The following is a 23714-nucleotide window of genomic DNA, read 5'->3' as shown; positions in this document are numbered from 1 at the left end:
TCCTGTTCTGCCTTCCTTATCCACCCCGATCTATAACGCTCGGAGCAGTTCTGCGATGGACTTGATCAGCTTTGCCTTAAGCCTAGTCACAACGTGGACCCCGTCGAAGTTCTAACCCAGCCGGAGCAGCGCCGCCGGCGCTCTGTCGAAGAAAAGCTCGCAATAGTGCGCGAGACGTTCGAGCCTGGCACCACTGTTTCGGGCGTTGCGCGTCGCCATCAGGTGAATGCCAACCAGGTCTTTGCCTGGCGCAAGCTCTATCAGGATGGAAGCCTGTCAGCGGTCAGTGCCGGCGAGCAGGTGGTACCGGCATCGGACCTGGCTGAAGCGATGAAGCAGATTCGCGAACTCCAGCGATTGCTGGGAAAGAAAACAATGGAGGTGGAAATCCTCCGCGAAGCAGTGGAGTATGGTCGAGCAAAAAAATTGATTGCGCGCTCACCATTGCTGCCGGGGGACGACCGTTGAAGACGGTTTGTGAAGTCCTGGGTGTGTCGCGCTCGAATCTCGCGGTCAAGTTGAAGCGCCCCGCTGAATGGGTCGACCGACGCAAGATGCCCGCTCAGGATGACGTGTCGCTCGTCGCTGAGCTTCGAGAGCTCGTTGCCGACCTGCCGACGTACGGCTACCGGCGTGCATGGGCGCTGCTGCGGCGAAGCCGGGACGCGCTGTGCCAACCACGTGTCAATGCAAAGCGGGTGTACCGCGTCATGCGCGGCCACGGCTTGCTGCTCGAACGTCGGCCTCGTTACGCTCCGTGTGCGCGTCGGCACGACGGCAAAGTCGCCGTGGACAGAAGCAACGTGCGTTGGTGCTCGGACGGTTTCGAATTCCGCTGCGATGATGGTGCGCCGTTGCGCGTGGTCTTTGCACTGGACTGCTGCGACCGGGAAGCGATGAGCTGGGCTGCAACCACGGGCGGTTACACCGGCGACATGGTGCGGGATGTGATGCTTCAGGCGGTCGAAAGCCGCTTCGCCGGTGCCTTGGCGGCTGAGAGCGAAATCGAGTGGCTGAGCGACAACGGTTCCTGCTACATTGCCGATGAGACGCTGACATTCTCGCGAAAAATTGGTCTGAAGCCGGTCACGACACCAGTGAGAAGTCCGCAGAGCAATGGGATGGCCGAGAGCTTCGTCAAGACGATGAAGCGCGATTACGTTTCGTGGATGCCCAAACCTGACGCGAGAACGGCGCTGCAAAACCTGGCCATTGCGTTCGACCACTACAACGAGTCACATCCACACAGCGCCCTGAAATACCGCTCGCCACGCGAGTTTCGCCAGCAAACAAATTCTTCAACCTAAGCGTGACCGCGTGTCCGGTCATGCAGGGGCACTATCCGAACCCGGCGATGGCGCGGCGCTTTTTGGTGGGTCGTGCAACGCTACAAAGAATCCTTGGAAAAATGGTTGGCTGTGCGCCGCGTGCGCTCGTGCTGACCGACGACGCCGACGGACAACCTCGACTATTTCGACCGGAACCGCGACGGGCTGTTCACGTTCAGGTGGCGTACGCCGGGGTATAGATCATTATCGGCCTCTGCAACACAGAGGTGGGTATCGGTGCAGTCATGCCAGCACCTCTGGCGCGCCGCACCGAAGCGATATTCGCCGACGTCGAACACCGGACCGAAACCGACTTCGTTACAGATCTCCTCGCAGGCAGTCACGGTACCCCCGAACAACGCTCGGCCCGGCACTCAGGCGTCGCCCGTCTTGCTGCCCTTGGCAAACTCGGTGCCGACCCGACGATCGCGGCAGAATATGCTGCAGCAACGATCATCCACTCCGCGCCGGATCAGCGATGCCACATTCTCGATCTGCCGATGCCCGGCAAGATTACGGCCGCCGTCGCACTGCCCCAAACAATCAGCCGCGTAGACGCATTCGGCTGGGTCAAGGACTGATCTGCCCCGCCGGAGGATCGCGCGTGCCTGCCATGCCTCGCACATCCGGCGGCGACGAGAGGCAGCTCACCGCTTTACCTCACTGGCTGCCTTCACCGCGTTGCATTCTTCGGTCAAACGTTTATATTGACTGACGGAAATCTGCTTCAGGCGGAGCATTGTTATGTTATTCCCCATGCTGGAGGGGGCGCATCATGGGTTGGCTTAAACTTGCGCTGATCGTCGTTGTGGTCATCGGTATCGCCAAAGGCATCCAGCTGTTCAATCGCCATTGCCGACGCCGCTTTGGGCATTCGTTCTTCACGATGCGAAGCTTCTGGATTACGGCCATCACAATCAATCTGGTGTGGTGGGGACTTTATTTCTGGGCCCAGGCGACCCTGCACCACACCCCCCTGTCTGACGGGCTCATTCTGATGGCCCTCGGGCTTGTTGCTGCCGCGTGGCTTGTCTACGAGAACGTCCGAGATACCGACCTGCTATACGGCTTCGGGGGCTCAGCACTACAAATTGCGCTGTTCTTCCCGCTCGCTGTCTGCAGCTTTGCCGTTCTCGCAGTTGCAATGGTTGTGATGGTCGTCGCTTCGTACAAGGGGGCACCCGCCTGGCTTCTCGATTCGTGAGAATCATCGACCTCCTATCAACCATCCCGATCGTGTCCTCGATATCGTTCAGGGCGATTGTTTCGCACAGACCGCGAGAACTCAGAACAGGCCCACCGGGTCAGCCGACCTGTCCCAGCTATAGATAATGATTTCCTTGCGCGGAACGGTATTGCCCGCGCCGCCAACCGTGTACTGGATATCGACACATTCCATCTCAAACTGCGCAAACAATGCCCTGATTGCAGGATGGTCGTTGAGCGACAGAATGGCCCGCCCCTGCAGTCCTCCGATCATGTTTGCCATACGCTCGTACTGTTCGAACCCGAACGGCACACCGTAGCCCTCTGTTTCGAAATACGGAGGATCGAGATAAAAAAATGTATGCGGCCTGTCGTATCGCTCAATACAGGCGTGCCACTCAAGCTTCTCGATGTACGCACCTGATAGCCGGAGGTGTGCTGCGGACAGGGTCTCTTCCAGCCTGAGCAGGTTCAGCCCTGGCGGCGAGGTCGTCGCAGTGCCAAACGACCGACCTTCCACGCGACCGCCGAAGCAGTTTTGCTGAAGGTAGTAAAAGCGTGCCGCGCGCTGGATGTCGGTCAGTGTGTGAGGCGGTGTATCACTTAGCCACCTGAACACCTCCCGGCTGGTCAAGGCCCACTTGAACTGACGAACGAACTCTTCAAGGTGATGCTGCACGACGCGATAGAGGTTGATCAGATCGTCGTTCACGTCGTTGAGCACTTCGACGTCCGCAGGCGGGCGCATGAAGAACAGGGCCGCCGCGCCGGCGAATACCTCAACATAGCAGGTATGCGGAGGAAAGCGCGGAATCAGAACGTCCGCGAGCCGTCTTTTGCCGCCTATCCATGGAATGATGGGCATCGCCATGCTGTCTCCCGCGCTCAGCGCTCCGCCCCGACATCGCGATCATCCGGGAACAGTTCCGGCTGCACATTGCTGCGCTCGTGCGCCCGACGGGGACGACGCTGCCGGTCACACTGGTCCGCCCGATCCCGGCCGGCCCGATCCCGCTGAACAGGCATGGTCTGTACGAAGTCCGTCACCATTGCAGCCAGGCTGCGATCATCGGCGCTCTGCGAGCCGCCCATCGCGTGAATCACACCTTGCCATGCTTCGAATGAGGCGCCATGCGCGTCCCGCAATGCATGGCGCGCCTGACCGTCCAGCTCTGGTCGCCAGTAGCGCGCCGTCTCGCCGCGCGCCATCATGTGCACCACGGCCTGCTTCGGATAGCGCCGGGTTTCACCGCGCGCGAGCCGCCGCGTCGCGTTGGCCTCGACGCCGTGCTCGCGCAACTGGATAGCAAACCGCTCACGCCAGCGTTGCAGATCCTGTTTGCGCGGATTGAGGCGCTTTCCGTCTACTCCACGCACCTGCACGCTCAGATGCACATGGGGGTGAGCCTCGTCATCGTGCGCAGCGAAGACATACCGTCTGCCGTCACCGAACTCCTCCGCCGCGAATGCTCGCGCCGCGACACGCACCGCCTCGCGGTCCGTGCCCGGCGGCATCGACAGCAACACATTGAAAACCTCACGTCGGCGGCTTTCTTCCGGGATGCCCCAGCCGCCCAGTTGCCAGGCGTCGGTCAGATCGCGAAGCGCCTCGCGACCAAGCACGGTCTGGCCATCCTGGTCCTCAAGCTGGACCCGCCCGTTGCGCGAGATATAGCGCAGATGCCGCCGCACAGCACCCATACCCTGCGCACCAGACGCCTTGTTCGTGATCTTGACCATCACCTCGGGCGTGCGCCTGAGCGTGCGCGCAAGCTGCTCGCGCATGCGTCGCACATCGCGACCGAGCTGAGCGCGTGACATGCGCGGCGCGCGAACATGCCGCAGCGGATCGTGGAACAGCCGGTCCCCCCAGTTCAGCAGCATCTGGTCGACATAGGTCTTCGGGAACGCCATCCTAGCGGCTCCATCGATCAAGATTGGCACGCAGCAGCTGCGTGACCGCCCGCAGGTGCGCATCGATTACGCTGCGGGCTGTCTCGACCACGTACCGCGCGTCGCCTGAATCACCGCGCGCCTGCAGCCGACCAAGCAACACGATGAGCGTCGCCAGCTGCTGGTTCGAATCTGCGAGCAGTCGCATCTCCCGCTCGCCGAGTTGGGGCTCATGCACGAGCTGCGCGCGGATCACCGCGACCAGCCAGCGATTGACATTCATTCCACCTACGCCGGCGTGCTGCCTGGCGACTTCGAGCTCTTCCCGCGTGAGACGGATCTCGACACGCTCGCGATGCCCGTGTAGCAGAAAGCGACCCGACACACGGTCAGCTATCGCCGCCCGAGATTCATCCTGAGCCAGGGCGCCATGCACCAGTTGCCGGACACCATCCGCAGCGGTGACGCAGCGGGCCGCACACCACGCTTCCCACCGCCCTTTCGCGGGCCCAAGATCCACACACAGTCGCTCTCGCGTGATCACTTGCGTGCTCCTACAGTGAGGGCGGTGCAGGCTCAGACGGGGCACGTTCGACTTCACGGCTCTGGGCGCGATCAGGAGCAGCGCGGGTGCGACGGCTGCGGGCAGAAGGCGCCTCCGGATCGAACACGCGCGGCCGGGGGACCGTTACCCCTTCAGCTTCAAACGCCCCCATCAGCCGTTGCGCATGCTGCTGCACCCGTGCGATGGATCGTTCGCTCAGGCCGTGCTGCCGCAGGGCCGCGGTCAATACCGCCATCTGCACAGCCCGCTCCTCCGGCGGCACGACCGAAGGCTTCCGCCGCCGCAGGGCCTGAGCCTGTTCCGGCGTCGACGCCCTGTCCTCTTCGCTTCTTTCGCGTTCGCCCTCTTTTTCCGGCGCTGCCGCGCGAGGCTGCGTTCGCTCCTGGCCCGCGACGTCAACCTGCCAGGTATTGCGGTAGACGTCCTTTTCCTCCTCGCCGATGACGGTTCCCGCTGCGTCGATCACCGGCACGGTGACCGTCACCAGACGCCGGCCAAGATTTTCAAGGACGACCTGTTGCCCGGCGAGCGCGCCCGATTCGGCAACGGCCCTTTCCAGGTCCACGCCCCACACGACATGGTCCGCACCGCCCGCGTCGCGATACACAACGTAGTACGAGTCGCTGCGCGCGGGATTGTGCTGGTAGGGCGCACCACCGTGCTCCACGAGCTCACCGGCGTAGCGCTGCCGCTCGTGCCCCTCCGCATCGGCAACAGGCGGCTCAACGTCAGGGGCTGGCGCCGGTCGAGGTGGTGCTGCGGGTGCAGGGGCGGCGGGTGAAGCGGCCGGCACCGCGGGGCCCGGTTCCGGCTGCCGCACACCGACTGACGTGGCCGCTTTCCCACTTGACGCCTGCATTGGGCCGGGCGCCGTCGGGGGTGCCTTCGTCGAAGCGGCAGACGCTTGCGGAGCGGCGGCCGGTCCGGTCACCTCGATGCGGTTTGTTAGCCGGTCGCGACGGGCCTCGGCCAGCCGCGCGAAGTCGACCGGCCTCGGTTCATAACCGCTGACCTCGATGCCCAGCAGCGTTGCCTGCACCCACACCTCCTGCCGGAACTGTGGATGTCCCGACACGCGGATACGTCCCCAGTCCTTGGCGCGGACCATGTCCACCATCGACTCGACGACATCGGGGCGGTTGTGTTCCGTCACGAGGTACGGGCCGATATCCTCGAATGCGAGTTGATGCGGCGCGTCCCTCAGAAAATACTGGTTGCCCGCACGCAGATAGCGCTTGCGCACCTTTTCGGGCGGACTGCCAAGCGGCGTCCAGTGCTGGGCAGGCACATCCTCGCTGCCGCGTGCCGGATTCTGCGGCTTCGCCGGCTGCTGCTCTCCCGCCCGCGACGGCGCGTCGGCCCGGATCGCCTGATCGCGCAGTCGAGCGCGCGCCGCGTCGAATTCGCGCCGCCGGCGCGCAGCCAGTGCATCGGCGGCCGTCTGGTCAAAGCGGCCAGAGCTCGCGGTACCGCCCTGCGGGTCAGGCAAGGGCGGCGGATCCGGTTCAATCACGTTGATGACGGGTTCCTCCGCCGGGGACCCCGAGGAGGTGACGGTTTCGTCCATGATGAATCTCCCTCTGATCACTGCGCTCGCACCGAACACCTCACGCGTTCAGCGTTCCTGCCCGTCGCCCGGTTCGCGACCGGCGCGCTCCTTCGACTTCGCCAGTGCCGCTGCCCGCGCTTCGCGCACCCGCGTCCACGTCACGCCCTGAAGCTGGTCCAGCGTCGCATCGAGATCGTCGCCAAACCCCACCTCCCGCGCCGACTTTTTCAGCGATGCGACCGTCCGCTCGAGCAGGTCGCGCGCGCGGTCCCACGGATACACCTTGCCGTGGGCGCCGTCGTAGCCAACCTGCACCTCCGCGCCATTGAGGCGCTGGTTCTCGTCCATCCACCGCAGCCGGTCCGAAACGAACTCCATGTTCGACTTCGCGTGGAACACGACGCTGCGCGCAGATACCTCCTGGATCAGATAGTGTTCTGTGTTGAATACCTCGCCACGATAGGGGCCACCGTTCTCGCGTGGCACGGCCATGCGAATCTGTGCGCCGAAACGGTGTTGTGCAAGCGCCTTGATTTCACCGGACACATCGTCGAGGCCGTACAGCGGCTCGCCCGCCTGGCGTCGGGCGGGTGCCCCCGCTGCACGCGCGGCGGGTGGGTCCTGCTTCGGCGGATCGGCTTCGCGCCGATCCGGCTCCTCCGGCTGCGACTGTCCCTGCGCGGCGCCTGCCGGCGCCGTCGTCGGCCCGGCCGTCTGGCTTTCCTGCGGCGCTGGCGCCGGCACCTCCTGACCGTTGCCCCGCCGGCGCGCCGCGCGGCGCCGACCCGCTACCTCGCCCTCACCGACAAGCTTCTCTTTCACGCTACTCATGGTCTGGTCCTCCTTCGATCCATCCGACCCGTCTGCCGCAACGGCCTGTCCCTCCGCCTCGACACCGGTCACGTGACGCGCGACGACGCCATAGAGCGACTCGCGCAACACCTCACCCACCGCATGACTCCCGGACAGGACTGCCATATCGTCAAAGTCCGTCGGCACTTCGCCGCCGATCGTGGCCTGCGACGCGAAGCGTGGCTCGGCCAGCACCGAAGACGTGCCGAGCGCCGCCTGCCTCGCGTGCTCGTACCCGGGACCGAGGTCGGCGAGCACGAGCATTTCTGCTTCCGGGTAGCGTCCGCGCCACATCGCGGCCACTGACCGCAGGTTCCCGCTCGACAGCGCCGCGATGCTGAACCAGCCCGTTGCCTCCCACACCGCCAGTGCCGTCGCGACACCCTCAGCGACCAGGATCGGCGTCGCGGCTCCTTCCCGGAACCCATGGGGCTCAACTGCCCAGTAACCCCCGGACTTCGCCCCCCCGGCGAGCGCGGACTTGCGTCCCTGCGCATCGATCAGTTCCAGCGTGGACAGCGCATCGCCAATGCGCACCGGCACGACCAGAACCCGGCCCGTCAGCACCTCTTCCGCGCTACGCAGCGCATAGCCGAGCAATGCGTGCAGTTCCTCGGCTTCCAGCTCCCGCAGCGTCGGCACCGCCCTGACCCGCTTGCGCCCGAGATACGGATGCCCCGGCGCCACCGGGCGCGCCCACTGCCAGATCGACAGCGCCTCGCGGGCCACCGCCGCCTGCCGCGCCCGGGCGCGGGCTTCGAGATCGGCCCGGTCCGCAGCCGGGCGCACCGGCGCCATCCGTGCCCGCTCTGCCGGATCCATCGCGGCGCGCGAACCCCGGACGTCGAAGCCATGCTGCTGTGCGAGCCAGAAAAGCGAGGCAAGTGTCTTGCCGCCCGATTCGCCTGCCGAGCGCCAGGTGACGCGCGCCGCGCGCTCGTTATAGTTGTGGGCGCTGCGGCTCCACTCGTCCCAGATACCGAAGCCGGCCTCGCCAAAACCCTGCTTGAGCGCAAACGCCATATCGACCCAGGTCGTATAGTCTTCTGCGGGAATCGCGGCGAGCGCGGCGCGGGCGCGCTCCTCCTCGCTCAGGTACCGTGCGTTCATCGGCGTTCTCCGTGGAGCGGCACAACGTTCGAGCCTTCGGCTGTGCGTGACACAGAACGGTGCGCATGCGAGCGCGGCACACTACCCGCCCGTGCAGCCTTGCGGCCCGCTCTGGCATCTGCCGGTCGCAACTCGCCAACGTCGAGATCGGACGTCGAAAGCCGGCGCGCCGCGACAGCCACGCGCGCCGCCGGCACTCCCAGCAGCATGAAATGCCGCTCGACATACGCAGCCGCTTCGTCATCGCCGATATCGTTGAGATGGCGTGGCAGATCGTGCGGATCCCAGGCCTGCAGCACTTCGAGATACTCCGGCGCAATGTGCATCACGCCTGTCTCGTCCACATCGTCGGGTTCAACGTCCCGGAGCCTTCGCTCCACCTGGGCCATGAAACGTACGAGGTCCATGGCGGGAACAGCCGGCGCCACACGCAGGCGCGAGGTGAAGACCGGGTCACGCCAGTAGCAGATGCGCTCGGCCAGTATCGGCTTGGTGTTTTCGAGCAGGATGATCTCCCGGTCGCGCCCCAGCTCCTTCAGTTCCTGCGGTAACAGCAGCGGGCGACGCTGCTCGGAGAAGCTCTCGCTGGACCCGCCGCGGCCGCCGAAGATCGCATTGGACCGGCTCACACTGCGCGATCGATCAGTGAAGGTGCCGAGCATCTCCGAGTATTCGTTCGCATCCTTCTGCTCGCGCGGCGCGTAGATGATCTGCATCGCGTGATTCGTCACGAAGGTCCTCGCGTCCGCACGGCCATAGACCGACTCGAGCTGCGATACCGACTGCACAATCGAAAGCAGTCGCAGGTTGTAGCCGGCCATGTAGGCCACAGCACGGGCGATGATCTGAATCTTGCCCACCGACGTGAATTCATCCATCAGCAGCAGGCATTGATATTTGAGATCCGGGTTGTCCTGCGGCAACTCCTTCGTGTTCAGGTTGACCACCTGGGCGAAGACGAGGTTGACCAGCAGCGCGGCCTCCGTGAGATGGTCCGGGGTGACGCCGATGTATACCGACATGCGGCGTCTGCGCACGTCACGTGGATCGAAGTCGCTCGCGCTAGTCGCCGCATCAACAATTGGATTGGCGAAGATGGTGAGCGGTGCGTTGAAGGTGGCGAGGATGCTCGCCAGCACCTTGTCGTCGTTCGCCAGGAAGCGGTTCAACGCATCGACGCATGCGCCGCTGAGCAGGCGTCGGCTCTGCAACAGCGCCTGCTGCAGGTACGCCTTGACCGGCATGCCATTGCCCGAGGACTGCCGCAGCACCTCGCCCATCGTCACCGGATAGTCGGGCACATCGAGATTGCCCCTGCGCCGTGCATCACGCCATTCGCACAGCAGCAGCACCAGGCCGAGAAAGAGGTTGCGCGCCTGGTCCTTCCAGAAATCATCGTGGCCACCAACCGGGTACAGCGCGTAGCCGATTGCGAGAATGTCACCTACGCGGAACACGCCGCCAGAAATTGCCGACAGAGGGTTGTACCGGTGTGTACGGCCGTCTTCGGCAAACGGATTGAAGAGGTACACGTCCTGTCCGTGCGCGCGACGGTAACCCGCAGTAAGGTTAAAGTTTTCCTGCTTGATATCGAGGACCACCACCGAATCGGGGTAACTTAACAGGTTGGGCACCACAATCCCCACGCCCTTGCCAGAGCGGGCCGGAGCCGCGAGCAGGACGAACTGCTGGCCCGTGAACCGCAGATAGCGGCCGCGCCACACGCCCACGACCAGGGGCGGGCCACTGTCTATGCCAGCGTGCGAACGCGTGCTCATAGCAGGCCAGCCCGGCGGATGTCCGCCTCGTTTGCGAACCGTGCGCTGCCGTAGAGACGGCGACGCGCGGATCGATCCAGCATCGCGCCAACGCCGGCCGCCGGCGCGCCGAACGCGAGCAGCACACCGAACAATGCGGCACCGGCAAGCCGCCGCCCCTGCCCAGGAGTACGTCCGTCATACCAGGCCAGCGCCGCATCCGGCCACGCATGAATCCCGGCGTGAAGTGGATTGATGTGCTGGCTCGCGAGGAAAAAAAACGACGCGAGCCAGACGGCGAGTGTCAATCCCACCGCCGCCGCGGCCACGACAGCAAGCGTGATCAGTGCAGGCAGAGCGTGATAACGCATCCGGCCGATGACTGGCCGCTCCGCTTCGCTTACGTTTCGGATGTCCATGGTCTGCACTCCCTTCACCCGAAAGCCGTCTGATGCCGACGCAGCGGATCGAACCACACTTCCGTCATCGACCAGTGCCGGCCCGTCTGCACGCCGGCTTCATCGAAAAGCGGGTTGGCCTCCATGTGCGCGACCACGTCGATCGTCATGGAGAGCAGCCGCCGCAGCGCGACGTCATCCCAGGTCGACGCTTCCGGATGCTCCTTGGCCATCAATGCGAACCGTTCGATCGCCACCGCCGCGCTCGACGCGTGATAGCTCGTGATGGAGCCCGAATGGCCGGTGGTCAGCAGCTTCAGAAAGTCATAGGCTTCGCTGCCACGCAGCTCGGCGAGCAGCACGCGGTCAGGGCGCATACGCATCGTGCTGGCGATCAGATCCGCCGGCGTCACCCTCGCCTGACCGTGGTCGCCCTTGCTGTAGAGAAGGTGCACCGAGTTTTCGATATGGCGGATGAAAAGCTCGCGCACATCCTCGATCGTGATGATCCGCTCGGACGGCGGAATCGAGCGGCACAGGGTCCGCATGAAGCTGGTCTTGCCGGAGCCGGTATTGCCGACCACCACAATGTTGAGACGGCTCTTGACGGCCAGATCAAAGAAGGTCGCCCAGTCCCGTGCCTCCAGGCACTGGAGCAGCCTGCCGACCGCCGGGCGGTGCACAGGCCGCAACGCGTCAGCACCATCCTGGCGGCCCCAAACTGCGTCCTCAAACAGTCCTTCACCGCGGTAGGCGTCGAGGGTTTTCTCACGCGCAGACGGGCGCCGGACCGTGATCGAGACCGTGCGCGGCGGCACGACGGGCGGCACCACAATCTGGATGCGTGAATCGCCCGGCAGCAGTGCCGACAGGATCGGATGCTGGGCGGACACCTCCTGGTTCGTAAGCGTGGCGACCGCGACGGCAAACGACATCAGACGCTCGAAATCGAGGTCGACGCAGTCGTGCGTGTGCCATCCGAGATGGGTTTCCGTCAGCACGCGCTGCGGGCGGTTGATCACCAGTTCGGTCACCGCCGGGTCATCGAGCAACCCCGCAAACGGCCGCATCAGTTCGCGTACGGAAGCGTCCTCCTCCAGCTTCGGCAAGGGCATGTCAATGCCGGCAGCGGCTTCGCCCTGGGTGCCCGGGGTGGCGTTCATGGCGCGCCCTCCGGCTCGAGCGTGTTGACCGAACTGAAGTCCAGGTCCCTCGCGACGATAATCGTGAACTCCGCGCCCTGGTTCTGCGTGAGCGTCGGCGGAATATTGATCGTACTGTCGAGCACGCGCGAGGCCATGTCGTTGCCCTGCTGCTGCGTGTTTTCGAATACGACCGACCCGTTGCTGTTGCCGCCGCGCGTTGCGAGATAGCCGATCGCATCTTGCGTCATGCCGAGCAGCATCGCTGCACCGATACGCTCACCCCAGTGGTTGTTCACGTACCCGCCCACACCGATACGTCCAAGCGCATCGGCCGCCGGCGAATCGATCTCGACCGTTACCCCTTCGGGGGTCTTGATCCGGGCAGACAGGATGAACACCCGTTTCTGCCCCGGCGCGAGATTCGTGCGGTACTCGCTGTTGATCTGCGAACCACGCTCGATCAGCACGACATGACCATCATCCGAATAGACGTTCTTCGTGACCGTGCAGGTCGAAATGCCTGCCTGGGTCGAATCAAATGCCGTATCACCCACACAGTCGATCTTCGCGCCTTCGGCAAGCGTGAGACTGCGGTTTCCCAGAAAGCCCGCGCGCACCCTGGGCGTCACCGTAGGTGTCAACGCCTGGGCAAGTGGCGAGCTACCCTGGGACACGCCGCCCGACGTCACCGTCACACCAGACGGCGACCGGGTCGACGCGCCCGACGTCCCGTCCGGCATATTCGCCTCGCCACCGGCGGGACCCGCACTTCCGGTCGCGAGCAGCGGTGCGTCGTAGTAGCTGCGAACCGGTGTGGTATGGCGTGGCGCGGAAGCAGATGCCGCCGCCACAGGCGCTGAAGCCGGTGTGCTCGCCACCGTTGCACCACTCGCCACGGCAGCCGACGCAGGACCGCTACCCTCACCGAACACGCGCCCCTGGGAAGGCTGATCCTGAACCGCGTCCCGTCGGGCCTTCTCAGCCGCATCGTGCCGCACAAGGAATCCGTGGATGGTCCAGACCGCGCCGCCGATCACGAGCGCCACGATGATGAGCGGCACCAGCCACCACGTACGCAGGCGGCCGCCCTGCTGCCCGAGGTCCGGCATACCCCGGTCATCCGGCGGACTGGCAAGGTCACCGCTTATGGTATCGGTGACCTTTGCCTCATGAGCGTCGGGCGCAATCACGTTGCGTGGCGTTTCATCATTCATGGCCGTCGCTCCGCAGGACGCGCTTCACACCGCCGACCGTCGTACCATCCGCCGGTGGCACGCCATCGACATCAAAGGCGTCGTTCCACAGCCCCACCACCTCGTTACCCAGGCGCAGTACGAAACGCCGGGCTACTTCGTGCACGACGATCACGTCGTCATCCATGTGCCGGTCAACGACGCTCTCACTGTCGTCATCGGCGACCCGGAAAATCGCCGGGATCCGCCGGTTATTCGGAATGCGGATGTAGGTGAAGCGCCCGTCGTCCCATGCCGCCGTTGGCGCAATGTCCTCCGAGTGCGGCATCACCTGCATCGAATACGCGGTGTTGCGCACTGCCGGCGAGCGGTCGAGACGTTCACGTACCAGTGCGGCGTCGTCGGCCGCCTTTACCTTCGCGGCCTGCGCCTCGGGATAGACAAAGGTGATGCGATACATCTCCTCGTCGTTTCCGAAATGCGCGCTGAGCGGAAGCACCACCAGATCGAAGCTGTAGCTGTGCTGGTCCGTGCGGATTTCGAGATTGGTGTCGTGCGCGGCCAACTGCGGCTTGAGATAGACATCGTGATCGCCACGGTTTGCGACCACCTGCCATCCGTCACGGTCGCCCGGCGCCACAACGAGAATGTGCTCAGATGAATCGAGCGCAATATGCGTGGCAAATCCGCGCTGCGCGATGACCCGCACTACTTCGTCCTGCCGGTACACGACCTGCCGCACGCGCGAGTCGCCCGACCAACCCGGCACGTCGTAAGCGTGAGCGACGACACAAACCGTTCCGAGTCCTGCGGACAGTACGATGGTTCCTGCCTGCTTCAGCAGTTTCATGGCGTACCTCCAGACACAGGTGCCGAAGCAGGAGCCGACGCCGCCGGCGTGTATTCGGGATCGCGGCTATACGCGGTCACCCTGAAGCCGAACGGGTTCTCAATCGCCGTACGCTCACGCGTAAAGATGGCCGGCCGGTAGGTAAAGGCCAGCGTGATGACGAAGCGCTGCGGCGGCTCCACGTTATCGATGCCGTTTTTCCACGTCGTGCGCTCGATATGCACGACCGCGCGCCCCGGCTCGTCTGGCACAAGGGTCGTCGACAGGATGCGGATGCGACGCTGGGTATTCGCGCCGAGCTGCCGGTCGAGCGCGTCCGGCCCGCTGAAAATCGACCGATAGTCGCGCGCCACCCGGTCATCGCTCATGTCGAGCACGCGGTCGTAATCCATCTGGAGCAGGCCCCAGTCATAGCGCTCGCGCGAGCGCACATACACCTCCACCCAGTGCTTGTCCGCAACGTCACGCATGGGGATGTGCTTCGCATCGAGCACATCGATCACCTGCGCCTCGCCCGTGAGGCGATCAACCTCGATGGGCAGCGGTACGACCCGGTAGAACGGCACCATCACCGCCAGTGCGACGGCACAGAGGATCGCCATCACGACTGCAGCCGCAGCGACATGCCATGCACGACGCTCCGACCTCTCCTGGAGGTGCGTAACCGACACCTCGAAGTCCAGCGCCCGGCGGTAGTCCCGTGATTTGCCCACTTCACGCTCACTGCTCATGGCTGCCTCCGCGGGACGGAGGAACCGGCGCGACATGATTCACCGGGACGCGATGCAGCCCATCTGGCAACACCGGTTTCGGCGGGTTACCCGAGCATCCATTAGTCAGTATTACTAATTGAAATGCGAGGATCACCACAATGGATCGGAACATTCTCGGTCTCCTGACTGGGCGGGATCAGTTCCCGAAGCTCGCGGGCACCATCCGGTCCTGCAGCCGGGCGGTATTGCCCGCGCGCTTGAGCACGAGCTCCTGCTGCTGCTCGGCAATCAGGCGGTCTTCGGAGTCGGCCAGCATCCGGAAGAGCTGCAGCTTCGTCATCTCGTTGCCGACCGCGGTGCTCTCGATCTGGATGCGCGCCTGCAGCTCTCCGATGCCCTTCTGGTCCTGCGTCACGTCGATCTGCTGCATCAGCCCCTGGATCTGGTCGAGCTCCTGAAGTTCGGTCTGGTAGGCCTGGGTACCGAACGCCTTGTCCTGAAACGGCTTGTTCAGCGCGCGCTGGCAGACCTGCTGGTCGAGCCCGCTCTGGTCCTCGCAGTTGTAGATCTGGCTCGCCGAGCGCAGCGTCTGGGCATTGCCGGTCAGGCCGGAATAGCCACCGTTCTGGATCGCCGTATAGACCGACTGCCAGTTGGACGGCAACGAATTGGGGAGTACCGGGTTGTTCATCAGCTCGCCAAAGCCGCGGGTGCCGCTAAGGGACTGGTACAGCTGCATCTCCTGCTGCACTTCGTCCTTCAGTTGCCCCACCGTTGCGATCGCCTGCACAACGTTCTGTGCGTCGTACACAGGGATACCCTGTGCACGCGCCCAAGACGACGTCAGCAGCACAGCCGTTGCTGCTGCGACAGAGCCGATACGGGAATGAATAAGCGACCTGATCATGACGATGAACCTCCTGTGCTGTCCTGGTCGCCCAGATGTTCGCGAGCCGCGCGCTGGTAGGCCGGAATCTGTTCGGTGCTGCCGGCCGCCTTCGCGCCGCCGGACTCTCCGCTTCGACTGCTGATCCGGCCACCGGGCCCACGCGGGCCATGCCCCAGTCGCACGACGGCACCTAGCCCCCTCACCGCACCACGCGATGCGAATCCGGCAACGAATGCACCGAATCCCGAGACCGTCGCGCCACCCGCGAGCCCGGAAGCAACCGCAGGTAACTGCCATCCGATGGCAGCGAGAAACAGTGACGTGATGAACAGGCCGAACGCCGCACCCCACGGGGCAATCGCAGTGAGCACGGCCTGCCCCGCCGCCGAAAGCGCCGACGCGTTGGCATCGGGCGATGAGGTCGTGACATTGAACGGTGCCAGGTCCGCCGAAAACGCTGTCAACGCCATTCCGAGGAAGGCGGCGATGAGAACCTGCAAGAGCGCGTAGTTCGTCACCTTCCCCGTCCACGCCTCAAAGAAGCGCGCGGTCGGACCGAATGCTCCGCACGCGATAAAAAGCGGACCGAGTCCCAACACCAGGTCGAGCAGCATTCTGGCCATCGTTACCTCGAAGGCCAGCACCATGAGAAAAATTGCGCCACCCAGCCCGACGATGAATCCACCGGCCATATCGCCCATGCCTGCGACAAACCCGCTGACACTCATCCCCTCGTGTGTCGCCCTGTCGAAATACGCATCCATCACGATGTCGATCTGCCGGTCGTAGCAGTCGAGGGTCTGGTAAATGGACGTCGCGCTCGAGCCTGTCACGCTGCTGCCGCTCACCGAACCGCACCCGGCGTTGCCCGCTCCCGCATTGGCAGCCGCGGTCTGGATCGTCTGGGCCAGCCCCGACGTCGCCCCTTCGACTGCCGTGACGACCTGGGACTGGTAAACGCCTGCGCTGAGCGCAAAGGCCAGCACGATGGCGACCCTCAGGCCACGCCACGCGAATGCCGGCACCGACTCATGTGCCTCGCCCCGTACCACGGCGAATCCGTACGCAACAATCCAGATCGTCAGGCCCGTCGTGACCACGGGCACCAGCGCGCTGGAAAGGGCCGATGAGACACTCGTGACATACGTCGACATGCCATTCTCGATCGTGCCCCCGACGGAGGTAAACAGGCCGCTCATCGCGCACCTCTTCTCGATACACGCGGGACCAGCGCGTTCATCGCAGCGGCTGTCGCGCGGCGCCTCGCCAGCCGCTCGTGGAACACCGGAAGCCACACCGCGGGGTCGTCCCCGACCTCGGCTCGAATGGCGTCGAGCAGCTCAACGTTGTCGGTTGTCCCCGAGAGTACGTCGAGCACATCGCCCAGGCCGCCCAGGTCAAGCCGGCCGACGGCCGAGCGATGGCCCTGCTTCACGAGGAAAAGACGGCTGTTCTCGCCCAGGGTCCGAACGATATTGAACTCGGCCTCGGTCAGCTTGAAGCCGCGCACATAGTCGTCGTAGTCGGCGCGCGGGTTCGGCAGGAAGAAGAACGTCGCCGTCTGCTCGACCAGCGCACGCGCGATGTCGCTGCGCAGAACATCTGCCGGGGACTGCGTGTCGAATATGCCCAGGCCGCCCTGCTTGCGGATGGTCTTCTGCTTGTTGTTCGCGAAGTCCGTGAAGACCGGATCGGCCAGACGCTTCCAGAATTCGGTAAGGACGTATATGAAGCGCCGACCATCAATCAGGTTCTCCGTCCGGTGCAACAGATACATCGTGACCGGCGTGGAGATCTCCGCGTCATCGAGCAGTTCGGTGTCGTCGAAGCCGAACAGCGTCGCGTGTGCGAGATCCATTCGGTCAGTCGGGTTGTCGAACACCCAGCCCAGGCGACCGCCCACGCACCATTTCGTGAGCCGCGCATGCAGGCTGTTTTCGCCCACGTTGGGCAAAAGCTGCCGCACCATCGAGAGTCGCCGCAGCGCCTTGTCCATGCGTGCGACCTCACGCACTGCGCGCGAGATGTCGAGCTCGTCCTTTGCAGACAGCGCCGAACCGACGTCGACAAGCTTGCGAACCAGCCGCTCCCAGAAATCGATCGCCGTTTCGTCCGGCTCCGTCTGGAACGGATTCAGTCCCGTCGGCACGCCGCGACGGAACACCGTGTACGTGCCGCCCATCGCCCGGATCGCGATTTCCGTACCGCGGTCCTTGTCATAAACGACACCCGTGATGCCGAACTTCGTTGCCATCGCGAGCAGGAACAGTTCGAGCACCGTCTTGCCGGCACCCGCCTGGCCGATAATCTGCGTGTTGGCCAGCGCCTTCTCGTCGCCGGAATCCTGCTTCTCAGGCGTCACGTGGAAGTTCAGATACAGAGGCTGACCGCTCGGTGTTTTGGCTATCGTGATGGCTTCGCCCCACGGATTGCCGTCGCGCTTGCCGGTAGAGAAGTTATGCAGGCTCGCGAGCCCGCAGAAGTTGCGCGAAGTTAGCTTCGCCTCGCGCGGCCGGTAGCGCCAGTTACCGGGGAGCTGGGCGAACCATGCCGCGTCCGCGACGAGGTCGACCAGCGCGGTCTGGAACCCGGCGTCGGCCAGTTGCGTGCGCGCCTTCGCGACATGACGTGCCACCTCATCCGGCCCGTCGCCGAGAACCGCGAGCGAGTAGTGGTATTCACCCAGCACGAAATCGCCGTTGACCAGATCGTCCAGAGCCTGATCCATCGCCTGCACCTGCGACACGGCCACGTCCTCGCCCGCGATCAGATGGTTGCGCTGGCGCTCGAGTGCTTCCTTCGCCGACGGCCGGTCAAGAATCGTGAAGCTCTGGGTCTCGATGTACTCAAAGTTGCCATAGAGCAGCCCGTCGAGGATTCCCGGCTCGGTCTCCTCAGGATAGTCCTTGATGTCCAGCAGCGCGGCATAGCGCGTTGCGCCCGGCATGCGGATCTCGACCTTCTCGGTCCGGAAGAACAGCCGCGACGTCGGCAGCGCTTCGGCAATACGGCCCGCCGGGACCGGCACCGGCTCCCATGCAGCATTGACCAGGTAGCCCAGAAACTCGAGCGCTGCCGAGAACCGCACAGGACGCTGCGTATAGCGGATCGCCCTCGTATAGGTCCCAAGCGGCTCGGGATCCCACGGCTTCAGGGTCGACTCGACCTGCGCCGCGAGTTCCGCCATCACCTTCATTGCCTCGCGCTGCTCACGACGGATATCGTCCGGCGTGCGGCGCGCTGCCTGGCTGAACAGACGTCCGAGGCGCGTGCGGTGCGGCCGGTACACGAGCGTCAGGTACAGTTCATTGGCCATCATGCGATAGCCGGCGAAACTCGCGTAATAGCGGGTGGCAAGCTCCTGGCAGAACGGCTCGGCGTACGGTGTCGAGAAATGATCCGTGACGCGCCGACGGATCCGGTGAGACCACAGGCCCACGTGCCCACCGGGCAGGCTGCGCACCAGCTGGTTGAACCCTTCATGACGCACGAGGATGTCTCCCGGGTCCGCAGCCTCGAATGCGATGCCGGCGATCTTCCAGACCCGGAGGTAGTCGCCTTCGCGCGTGCGGATCACGTAATCGTTCACGTGCGACGAAAACGGCATGAAGTCTGCGAGCACGACTTCGCGTTCGGCCACGTCGATGAACTGCGGCTGCGCGCCCATGTCAGCCCCTCCTCTTGACGCGGAGCGGCACATACGCGTGCGCGCCCCAGAAGCGGCGATTGCGCTGACGGACCCACATGCGTACGCACAATGCGCACTGGCCAAGGCGCTGGTCGTCATGGCGCGTCATCGTGCGCATCGTGACGAACACCGGTATGAGCAGCATCACGATGCCGACGCCCACCGGCGGGCTCGCGAGCAACGCCCAGATAGCCGGAATCAGGATGCCGCCTCCTACCATCAGGAACGGCACAAGAGGCACGCCCCACAGCATGGCGGGACGCGTACAGCCCTTGAAGACGGGATCTTTCAGAGAATTCATGCGCGGAGCCATGTTCATCTCCGCCTCAGCTCGTCGGGATCAGCATCGCCGCGATCACCGTGGCGCAACCGACGAACAGCCCACCGATAAACACGTTGGCAATGTCCCCGAAGCGCGCGTGCTGGAACATCATCTTGAAACCTGCCCAGATGATCGAAATCGAGCACACCACCGCGCCGACGCTGAGCAGCGTGGTCTGGATCGTTGTGAGCAGCGTGTTGACCTGCGAGAGCTGTGCGTAGGCCGGCGTGACGGCCAGCGCGAGAACCGGGACGATCACGAGGCCACGTGCGGCGCGTCCCATCACTCCTGGTACCCGGAACCTCTCCAGGAATCGTTCCGAAATAATTCGTAGTCCCAATTTCATGGATTACTCCTGTCGCACACGTTGACTCTGGTTCTGCTCAGAACACGACCGCGCTTTGCTGCGTCGTGTCGCCGGATGGATCGGACAGTCGCTCCGTCCCGTCATCCGTGGGTCGCCGAGACCGGGATGGGACTGGCGAGCTGGGTGATCGCGCGCCCGCGGGTGCGGAGGGAATCACGGAAATGGGCGGAACGTCGGCTGCAATGGCTGGAACCACAGGGTCAGCGCGCGTAGCCTGGGCGACGACGCGCTGGACATAGCCCGTGCGGAATCCAGTATGGAAATCGCCGCTCGCGTAGCACGACAGTCCCGCGCGCAGTGCGGTCTGGGTCACTGCGGGCGCCGGGCCATGCCTGCGCGCATGTTCTTCATTTGCGCGCTCGAAACACCCCTGCAGGATGGCCGCGCCGGCGGCCAGATTCCGGCACGGATCGAAGACCGTCGCCGGCGTCAGGCCGAACCGGTCCCAGTTTGAGCGGTTCACCTGGGCGAGGCCCACGCTGTAATTCCATCCGGCAGCTTCGAGGGCACGCGCGGTCGCAACAGCCTCAGCGGAGCTCGCCGGCTGCCGCTGCAGGTGAGCGTGCACGACCCCGATCGCGTATGGATTGAATCCCGACTCGACCCGCACGATGGCGGCCATGGTGGCAGGCGCCACAGCGGGTGCGCACTGCTGCGCGAGCGCCAGGAATGCAGCGAGCGTGATCATTCGCCACCTCCCTGTCCGCCCGTGCTGTCGTACTCGCGCTCCAGAAAAAGACGGGCAGACTGCGTCGGCTGGTACGGAACTGCTGTCCCTCCAGCCCCATAGAACTCCGTGATTGTGTGGTCCGTACCTCTCGCGTCCCACCACACCCGCGTATACAGCGCACCATCGATCTCGACGTTGATCGCGCCGCGCGCATTGCACAGCAGCTCGCCCTGTTCGGGACCGCCCCAGTACAGCAGGTCCTCGCGGCAGTAAGCGGCGCTTGCGAAAACGTTCGCGGCCGACGTACCCTGCGAGCCACCCGCGCCGAAGTCGCAGGTCGGAAACGGATCGCCGTGGCGCAAGGCGGCCCATAGCTTCTCGATCGGGGGGACACACTCTGCGTACTGCTCGGGGCCACCAGGATTGGACAGGCACAGAATCACCTGGCAGCCCCAGTCGTCAGCCCGGGCGGTGCCTGGCAAAAGAATCGATGTGCCGAGAAACGCGGCAACCACCGTCACCCAGCAGCGCAATGCACGTAGCAGCGCCGAACGAGCAGCGGCCATCCTCGCGGAACCGGTCGTGAACAGGGCGGCGTCACACATTGCAGGCCCCCGCATGGCCAGAGGCCGCGGCTGACGCGGTCGGGACGGCGTCGAGCCGTTGCGTGATCACCTTCAGGCAGGCCGTCACGGCCCGCGACGCGTCGCTCACCGTAGCATCACGTGCTGCGACGCCGCGCGACGATTTCGACGATGATCCGACATCCTCCACGCAGTCGACGTAAGGCACACGTGGCAGCAACGCATATCCTTGCGGCAATGCTTCGTCCTCGATCAGCCACTCACGAAGGGTGGTCTCGATGACCCTCACCCATGCATCGTTCGCTGAGCCCGGGGTTGCCATGACGGGCAGCAGCCCGGTGAAACGCAGCGCCGGATTCAGACGTGCGCGGACATTGCGGATTCCGTAGGTGCCGTTTATGACTTCGAGCGCGCAGTCGATGTACGACGGCGATACAGCCATGGGACTCACGGCGGCATCGACCAACGCCTCTGCACAGACAGTGCGCACATCGGGTAGCACGGGCGCATCGATCAGGCAGACATCGAACCACGGCCCCGCTACGCTCAGCAGATGCCGGAGATTCGCGTAGTACGGGGTGGGGGACGAGTCGCCGCCCGCGCGCAGGCCATCGACACCGCACGCGTCGAGCACGCGAATGGCACCGCGGGGCGTGGACGCGAGATAGTCAACGTCGGGCAAGCGACTGGCGGTGACGGCCGTGCCGCCGGAACCGCAGGCGAGCACCCGTGCGCACCACGGCGGTTCGGCAAGGTCGAGTACCAGCACCCTGCGGCGAGCGACGGACTGCAGATAGCTGGCGAGCAGACACGTGAGCGTGGTGCTGCCTGAACGGTGCCTCGCCGAAACGATCAATAGCGATTTCATGGTTCATCGTCCTCAGTTGCACCCGCGGCCGATGAACCTGCGAAGAAAAAGGAACCCGCGGCGCCGGAAAGGCTGACCACGGGCTCAACGGGGGATCATTGCATTGGCGCCAGAAAGCAGAAAAGCCTGCAAATGCAGGCTTTTTTGCGAATGCGTCAGGGCACACCACGTCGTCGCACAGACGTCGAACTGCGGGGCCGCTAACGCGTACTCGGTCGTGCTGAGCACGTTGACCGGATCAGATTGTTGGCTTCAATCTAGGCGAGTCCGCTGCGCGATGCAAGGGCTTCAGGACGTGCGGCCAACCCGAGCTTTACCCAGGTGTTCCCACGTGTTCCCAGCAGTTCCCAAAAAAATTTTTGCTGCGGTTACGGCCACCTTCGTCCAGCACGCGTGTTGGGTCGCCCATGCATGCGATGCCAGCCGCAGGTCAAGATGACTGGTCGGTCTACGTGCTCGCAAGCAACAGCTCGCTTCAACTCGCGGTTCACCCGGTGACATTGTTCGCATCACGCGCCCCACCGTCGGGCCAGGACGACAGGTTCCGCACAAGTCCCACTCAACGGCGAGAAGGCGCGACGTGCCGCTGCCATCGCATGGACCGATGGCGATGGGCGATTGCCGCCCTTCCAGCGTGTGTGCAGTTGCTCCCGGCGACAGGATCACCTCTCCCGCTTCGGATCCCGGATGCCTGTCCGCCGCCACCCTTTGTCCACCCGCATTGTCCTTTATCCGGCGGACACCGTTGCGACGGCGCGTTTGCGCAACGGCGGTGATCCTCTCCAAACCAGGGGACACTTGACTAATCTCGGCGTGGCATATACATTTTGCATATACAAAGGAGATAACTGTGCCAATACCAGTGCCATCCAACCGGCCCAAGGAGGCCAAGCTGTTTCGCAACAACCGGAGCCAGGCGGTGCGCATCCCCGTCGAATTCGAGCTACCGGGCGATCGTGTCCTCATCCATCGCGAGGGCGACAGGCTCATCCTCGAACCCGTGAAAACGCCTGCGAACATCATCGAATTGCTGGCCGCCTGGAGACAGGAGCCGCCCCCCGGGCCTGATGACCAGTTCCCGGATATTGAAGATCCGCCTGTGCGGCCGGAGAACATATTTTGAGCGGCTATCTGCTGGACACGAACATCATCAGCGACATGATCCGGAATCCGTCCGGACAGGTAGCCGCCCGGGTCGAACAGATTGATCCGAAGTCGATCTGCACGAGCATTGTCGTTGCAGCGGAACTGCGCTACGGTTGCGCCAAAAAGGGCTCCGCCAGGTTACTCGCCAAAGTGGAAAGCCTCCTCGCAACCATTCCCGTGCTGCCACTGGAAGTCCCTGCCGACGCGGAATACGGCGGCATCCGCGCAGAGCTGGAGGTTGCCGGCCAGCCGATAGGCGCAAACGACCTTTTGATCGCCGCTCATGCCTACGCATTGCAGCTGATACTGGTGACGGACAACACGAAAGAATTCAGCCGCATACGCGGTCTGGCGATCGAAAACTGGCTTGACCGTTAGCCCTCACTTCGCCGGGTACCGGTCACATGACAAGTGGGCGGAACCGCACCCGACAGCCTCGCCGAACTTCCCCACCTGAGTCGTTCTTCCGATCAGTGCTCCCGATCACCATATCCGCGAACACATGCGGACCGATATGCCCCGGGGCACGGCCGGTACGTTGATAACGGGTACAGCCAGCATGTACCGAGTTATCGTCGGAAGTGGTGTATGCGGCGTAGGGAGGAGGCAGGAGAAGGCGGT

At 64.1% G+C, this 23714-nt stretch carries 24 protein-coding genes; 5 read left to right on the top strand and 19 right to left on the bottom strand.

Going from position 1 to position 23714, the window contains the following annotated elements:
• Positions 1-93: 93 nt before the first annotated feature.
• The 3 genes from V8683_RS29370 to V8683_RS29360 all read left to right on the top strand — a co-directional run bounded on the left by V8683_RS29370 (position 94) and on the right by V8683_RS29360 (position 2532).
• A protein-coding gene (locus V8683_RS29370; RefSeq protein WP_411189820.1) for an IS3 family transposase occupies positions 94-1307 on the top strand; the annotation gives its coding sequence in 2 pieces (ribosomal slippage) (positions 94-427 and positions 427-1307; 1215 coding nt in all).
• Positions 1308-1573: 266 nt separating this feature from the next.
• Positions 1574-1909 carry a hypothetical protein gene (locus V8683_RS29365; protein WP_411189821.1) on the top strand — a complete coding sequence of 112 codons (336 nt, stop codon included), beginning with the start codon at positions 1574-1576 and terminating at the stop codon, positions 1907-1909.
• A gap of 194 nt (positions 1910-2103) precedes the next feature.
• Positions 2104-2532 carry a hypothetical protein gene (locus V8683_RS29360; RefSeq protein WP_411189822.1) on the top strand — a complete coding sequence of 143 codons (429 nt, stop codon included), beginning with the start codon at positions 2104-2106 and terminating at the stop codon, positions 2530-2532.
• Positions 2533-2613: 81 nt separating this feature from the next.
• On the opposite strand, the gene V8683_RS29355 is transcribed toward V8683_RS29360, so the two are convergent.
• From V8683_RS29355 to V8683_RS29265, 19 genes are all read right to left on the bottom strand, one after another.
• A complete protein-coding gene (locus V8683_RS29355; RefSeq protein ID WP_310698270.1) occupies positions 2614-3405 on the bottom strand; it encodes a DNA adenine methylase in 792 nt (263 codons plus the stop codon).
• Positions 3406-3419: 14 nt separating this feature from the next.
• Complete coding sequence (locus tag V8683_RS29350) at positions 3420-4448, bottom strand: relaxase/mobilization nuclease domain-containing protein (RefSeq protein ID WP_411189823.1); 1029 nt, start codon at positions 4446-4448, stop codon at positions 3420-3422.
• A gap of 1 nt (position 4449) precedes the next feature.
• Complete coding sequence (locus tag V8683_RS29345) at positions 4450-4710, bottom strand: hypothetical protein (RefSeq protein WP_310698272.1); 261 nt, start codon at positions 4708-4710, stop codon at positions 4450-4452.
• A 271-nt stretch (positions 4711-4981) separates the two neighbouring features.
• Positions 4982-6559 carry an LPD7 domain-containing protein gene (locus V8683_RS29340; protein ID WP_411189824.1) on the bottom strand — a complete coding sequence of 526 codons (1578 nt, stop codon included), beginning with the start codon at positions 6557-6559 and terminating at the stop codon, positions 4982-4984.
• A gap of 48 nt (positions 6560-6607) precedes the next feature.
• Positions 6608-8503: a PriCT-2 domain-containing protein gene (locus tag V8683_RS29335; RefSeq protein WP_411189825.1), complete on the bottom strand. Its 1896-nt coding sequence runs from the start codon at positions 8501-8503 to the stop codon at positions 6608-6610.
• Positions 8500-10281 carry a type IV secretory system conjugative DNA transfer family protein gene (locus V8683_RS29330; RefSeq protein WP_411189826.1) on the bottom strand — a complete coding sequence of 594 codons (1782 nt, stop codon included), beginning with the start codon at positions 10279-10281 and terminating at the stop codon, positions 8500-8502. Before V8683_RS29330 ends, V8683_RS29335 begins: the two co-directional genes overlap by 4 nt.
• Positions 10278-10679, bottom strand: a complete 402-nt coding sequence (locus V8683_RS29325) for a hypothetical protein (protein ID WP_411190569.1) — start codon at positions 10677-10679, stop codon at positions 10278-10280. Before V8683_RS29325 ends, V8683_RS29330 begins: the two co-directional genes overlap by 4 nt.
• A 14-nt stretch (positions 10680-10693) precedes the next feature.
• A complete protein-coding gene (virB11, locus tag V8683_RS29320; protein WP_411189827.1) occupies positions 10694-11821 on the bottom strand; it encodes a P-type DNA transfer ATPase VirB11 in 1128 nt (375 codons plus the stop codon).
• Positions 11818-13017 carry a type IV secretion system protein VirB10 gene (virB10, locus tag V8683_RS29315; RefSeq protein ID WP_411189828.1) on the bottom strand — a complete coding sequence of 400 codons (1200 nt, stop codon included), beginning with the start codon at positions 13015-13017 and terminating at the stop codon, positions 11818-11820. Before virB10 ends, virB11 begins: the two co-directional genes overlap by 4 nt.
• Entirely contained in the window at positions 13010-13846 is an 837-nt protein-coding gene (locus V8683_RS29310) for a TrbG/VirB9 family P-type conjugative transfer protein (protein ID WP_411189829.1), read from the bottom strand. The genes virB10 and V8683_RS29310 overlap by 8 nt, the downstream gene beginning before the upstream one ends.
• Entirely contained in the window at positions 13843-14577 is a 735-nt protein-coding gene (locus V8683_RS29305; protein WP_411189830.1) for a VirB8 family type IV secretion system protein, read from the bottom strand. Before V8683_RS29305 ends, V8683_RS29310 begins: the two co-directional genes overlap by 4 nt.
• 178 nt (positions 14578-14755) lie before the next feature.
• On the bottom strand, positions 14756-15466 hold the full coding sequence (virB5, locus tag V8683_RS29300; protein ID WP_411189831.1) for a P-type DNA transfer protein VirB5: 711 nt from the start codon (positions 15464-15466) through the stop codon (positions 14756-14758).
• The gene (locus tag V8683_RS29295) at positions 15463-16647 is read right to left on the bottom strand and encodes a TrbL/VirB6 family protein (RefSeq protein WP_411189832.1); all 1185 of its coding nucleotides are present in this window, start codon (positions 16645-16647) and stop codon (positions 15463-15465) included. The genes virB5 and V8683_RS29295 overlap by 4 nt, the downstream gene beginning before the upstream one ends.
• Positions 16644-19115, bottom strand: coding sequence for a VirB4 family type IV secretion/conjugal transfer ATPase (locus V8683_RS29290; protein WP_411189833.1), 2472 nt, complete (start codon positions 19113-19115; stop codon positions 16644-16646). The genes V8683_RS29295 and V8683_RS29290 overlap by 4 nt, the downstream gene beginning before the upstream one ends.
• Before the next feature lies 1 nt (position 19116).
• On the bottom strand, positions 19117-19437 hold the full coding sequence (locus V8683_RS29285; RefSeq protein ID WP_105777641.1) for a VirB3 family type IV secretion system protein: 321 nt from the start codon (positions 19435-19437) through the stop codon (positions 19117-19119).
• Positions 19438-19462: 25 nt separating this feature from the next.
• Positions 19463-19741: a TrbC/VirB2 family protein gene (locus tag V8683_RS29280; protein WP_411189834.1), complete on the bottom strand. Its 279-nt coding sequence runs from the start codon at positions 19739-19741 to the stop codon at positions 19463-19465.
• Between the two features lie 100 nt (positions 19742-19841).
• Complete coding sequence (locus tag V8683_RS29275; RefSeq protein WP_411189836.1) at positions 19842-20513, bottom strand: lytic transglycosylase domain-containing protein; 672 nt, start codon at positions 20511-20513, stop codon at positions 19842-19844.
• Positions 20510-21061, bottom strand: a complete 552-nt coding sequence (locus tag V8683_RS29270) for a hypothetical protein (RefSeq protein ID WP_411189837.1) — start codon at positions 21059-21061, stop codon at positions 20510-20512. Before V8683_RS29270 ends, V8683_RS29275 begins: the two co-directional genes overlap by 4 nt.
• Before the next feature lie 31 nt (positions 21062-21092).
• Complete coding sequence (locus tag V8683_RS29265; RefSeq protein WP_411189838.1) at positions 21093-21947, bottom strand: ParA family protein; 855 nt, start codon at positions 21945-21947, stop codon at positions 21093-21095.
• An 850-nt stretch (positions 21948-22797) separates the two neighbouring features.
• Between V8683_RS29265 and V8683_RS29260 the strand changes: the two genes are divergently transcribed.
• Both V8683_RS29260 and V8683_RS29255 read left to right on the top strand, forming a co-directional pair.
• Positions 22798-23070, top strand: coding sequence for an antitoxin (locus V8683_RS29260; protein WP_105777510.1), 273 nt, complete (start codon positions 22798-22800; stop codon positions 23068-23070).
• Positions 23067-23471 carry a type II toxin-antitoxin system VapC family toxin gene (locus V8683_RS29255; protein WP_411189839.1) on the top strand — a complete coding sequence of 135 codons (405 nt, stop codon included), beginning with the start codon at positions 23067-23069 and terminating at the stop codon, positions 23469-23471. The genes V8683_RS29260 and V8683_RS29255 overlap by 4 nt, the downstream gene beginning before the upstream one ends.
• Positions 23472-23714: the final 243 nt, after the last annotated feature.

The sequence above is a fragment of the Paraburkholderia sp. AV2 genome, from assembly GCF_054968425.1.
This window is presented reverse-complemented; position numbering and strand designations above follow the sequence as displayed.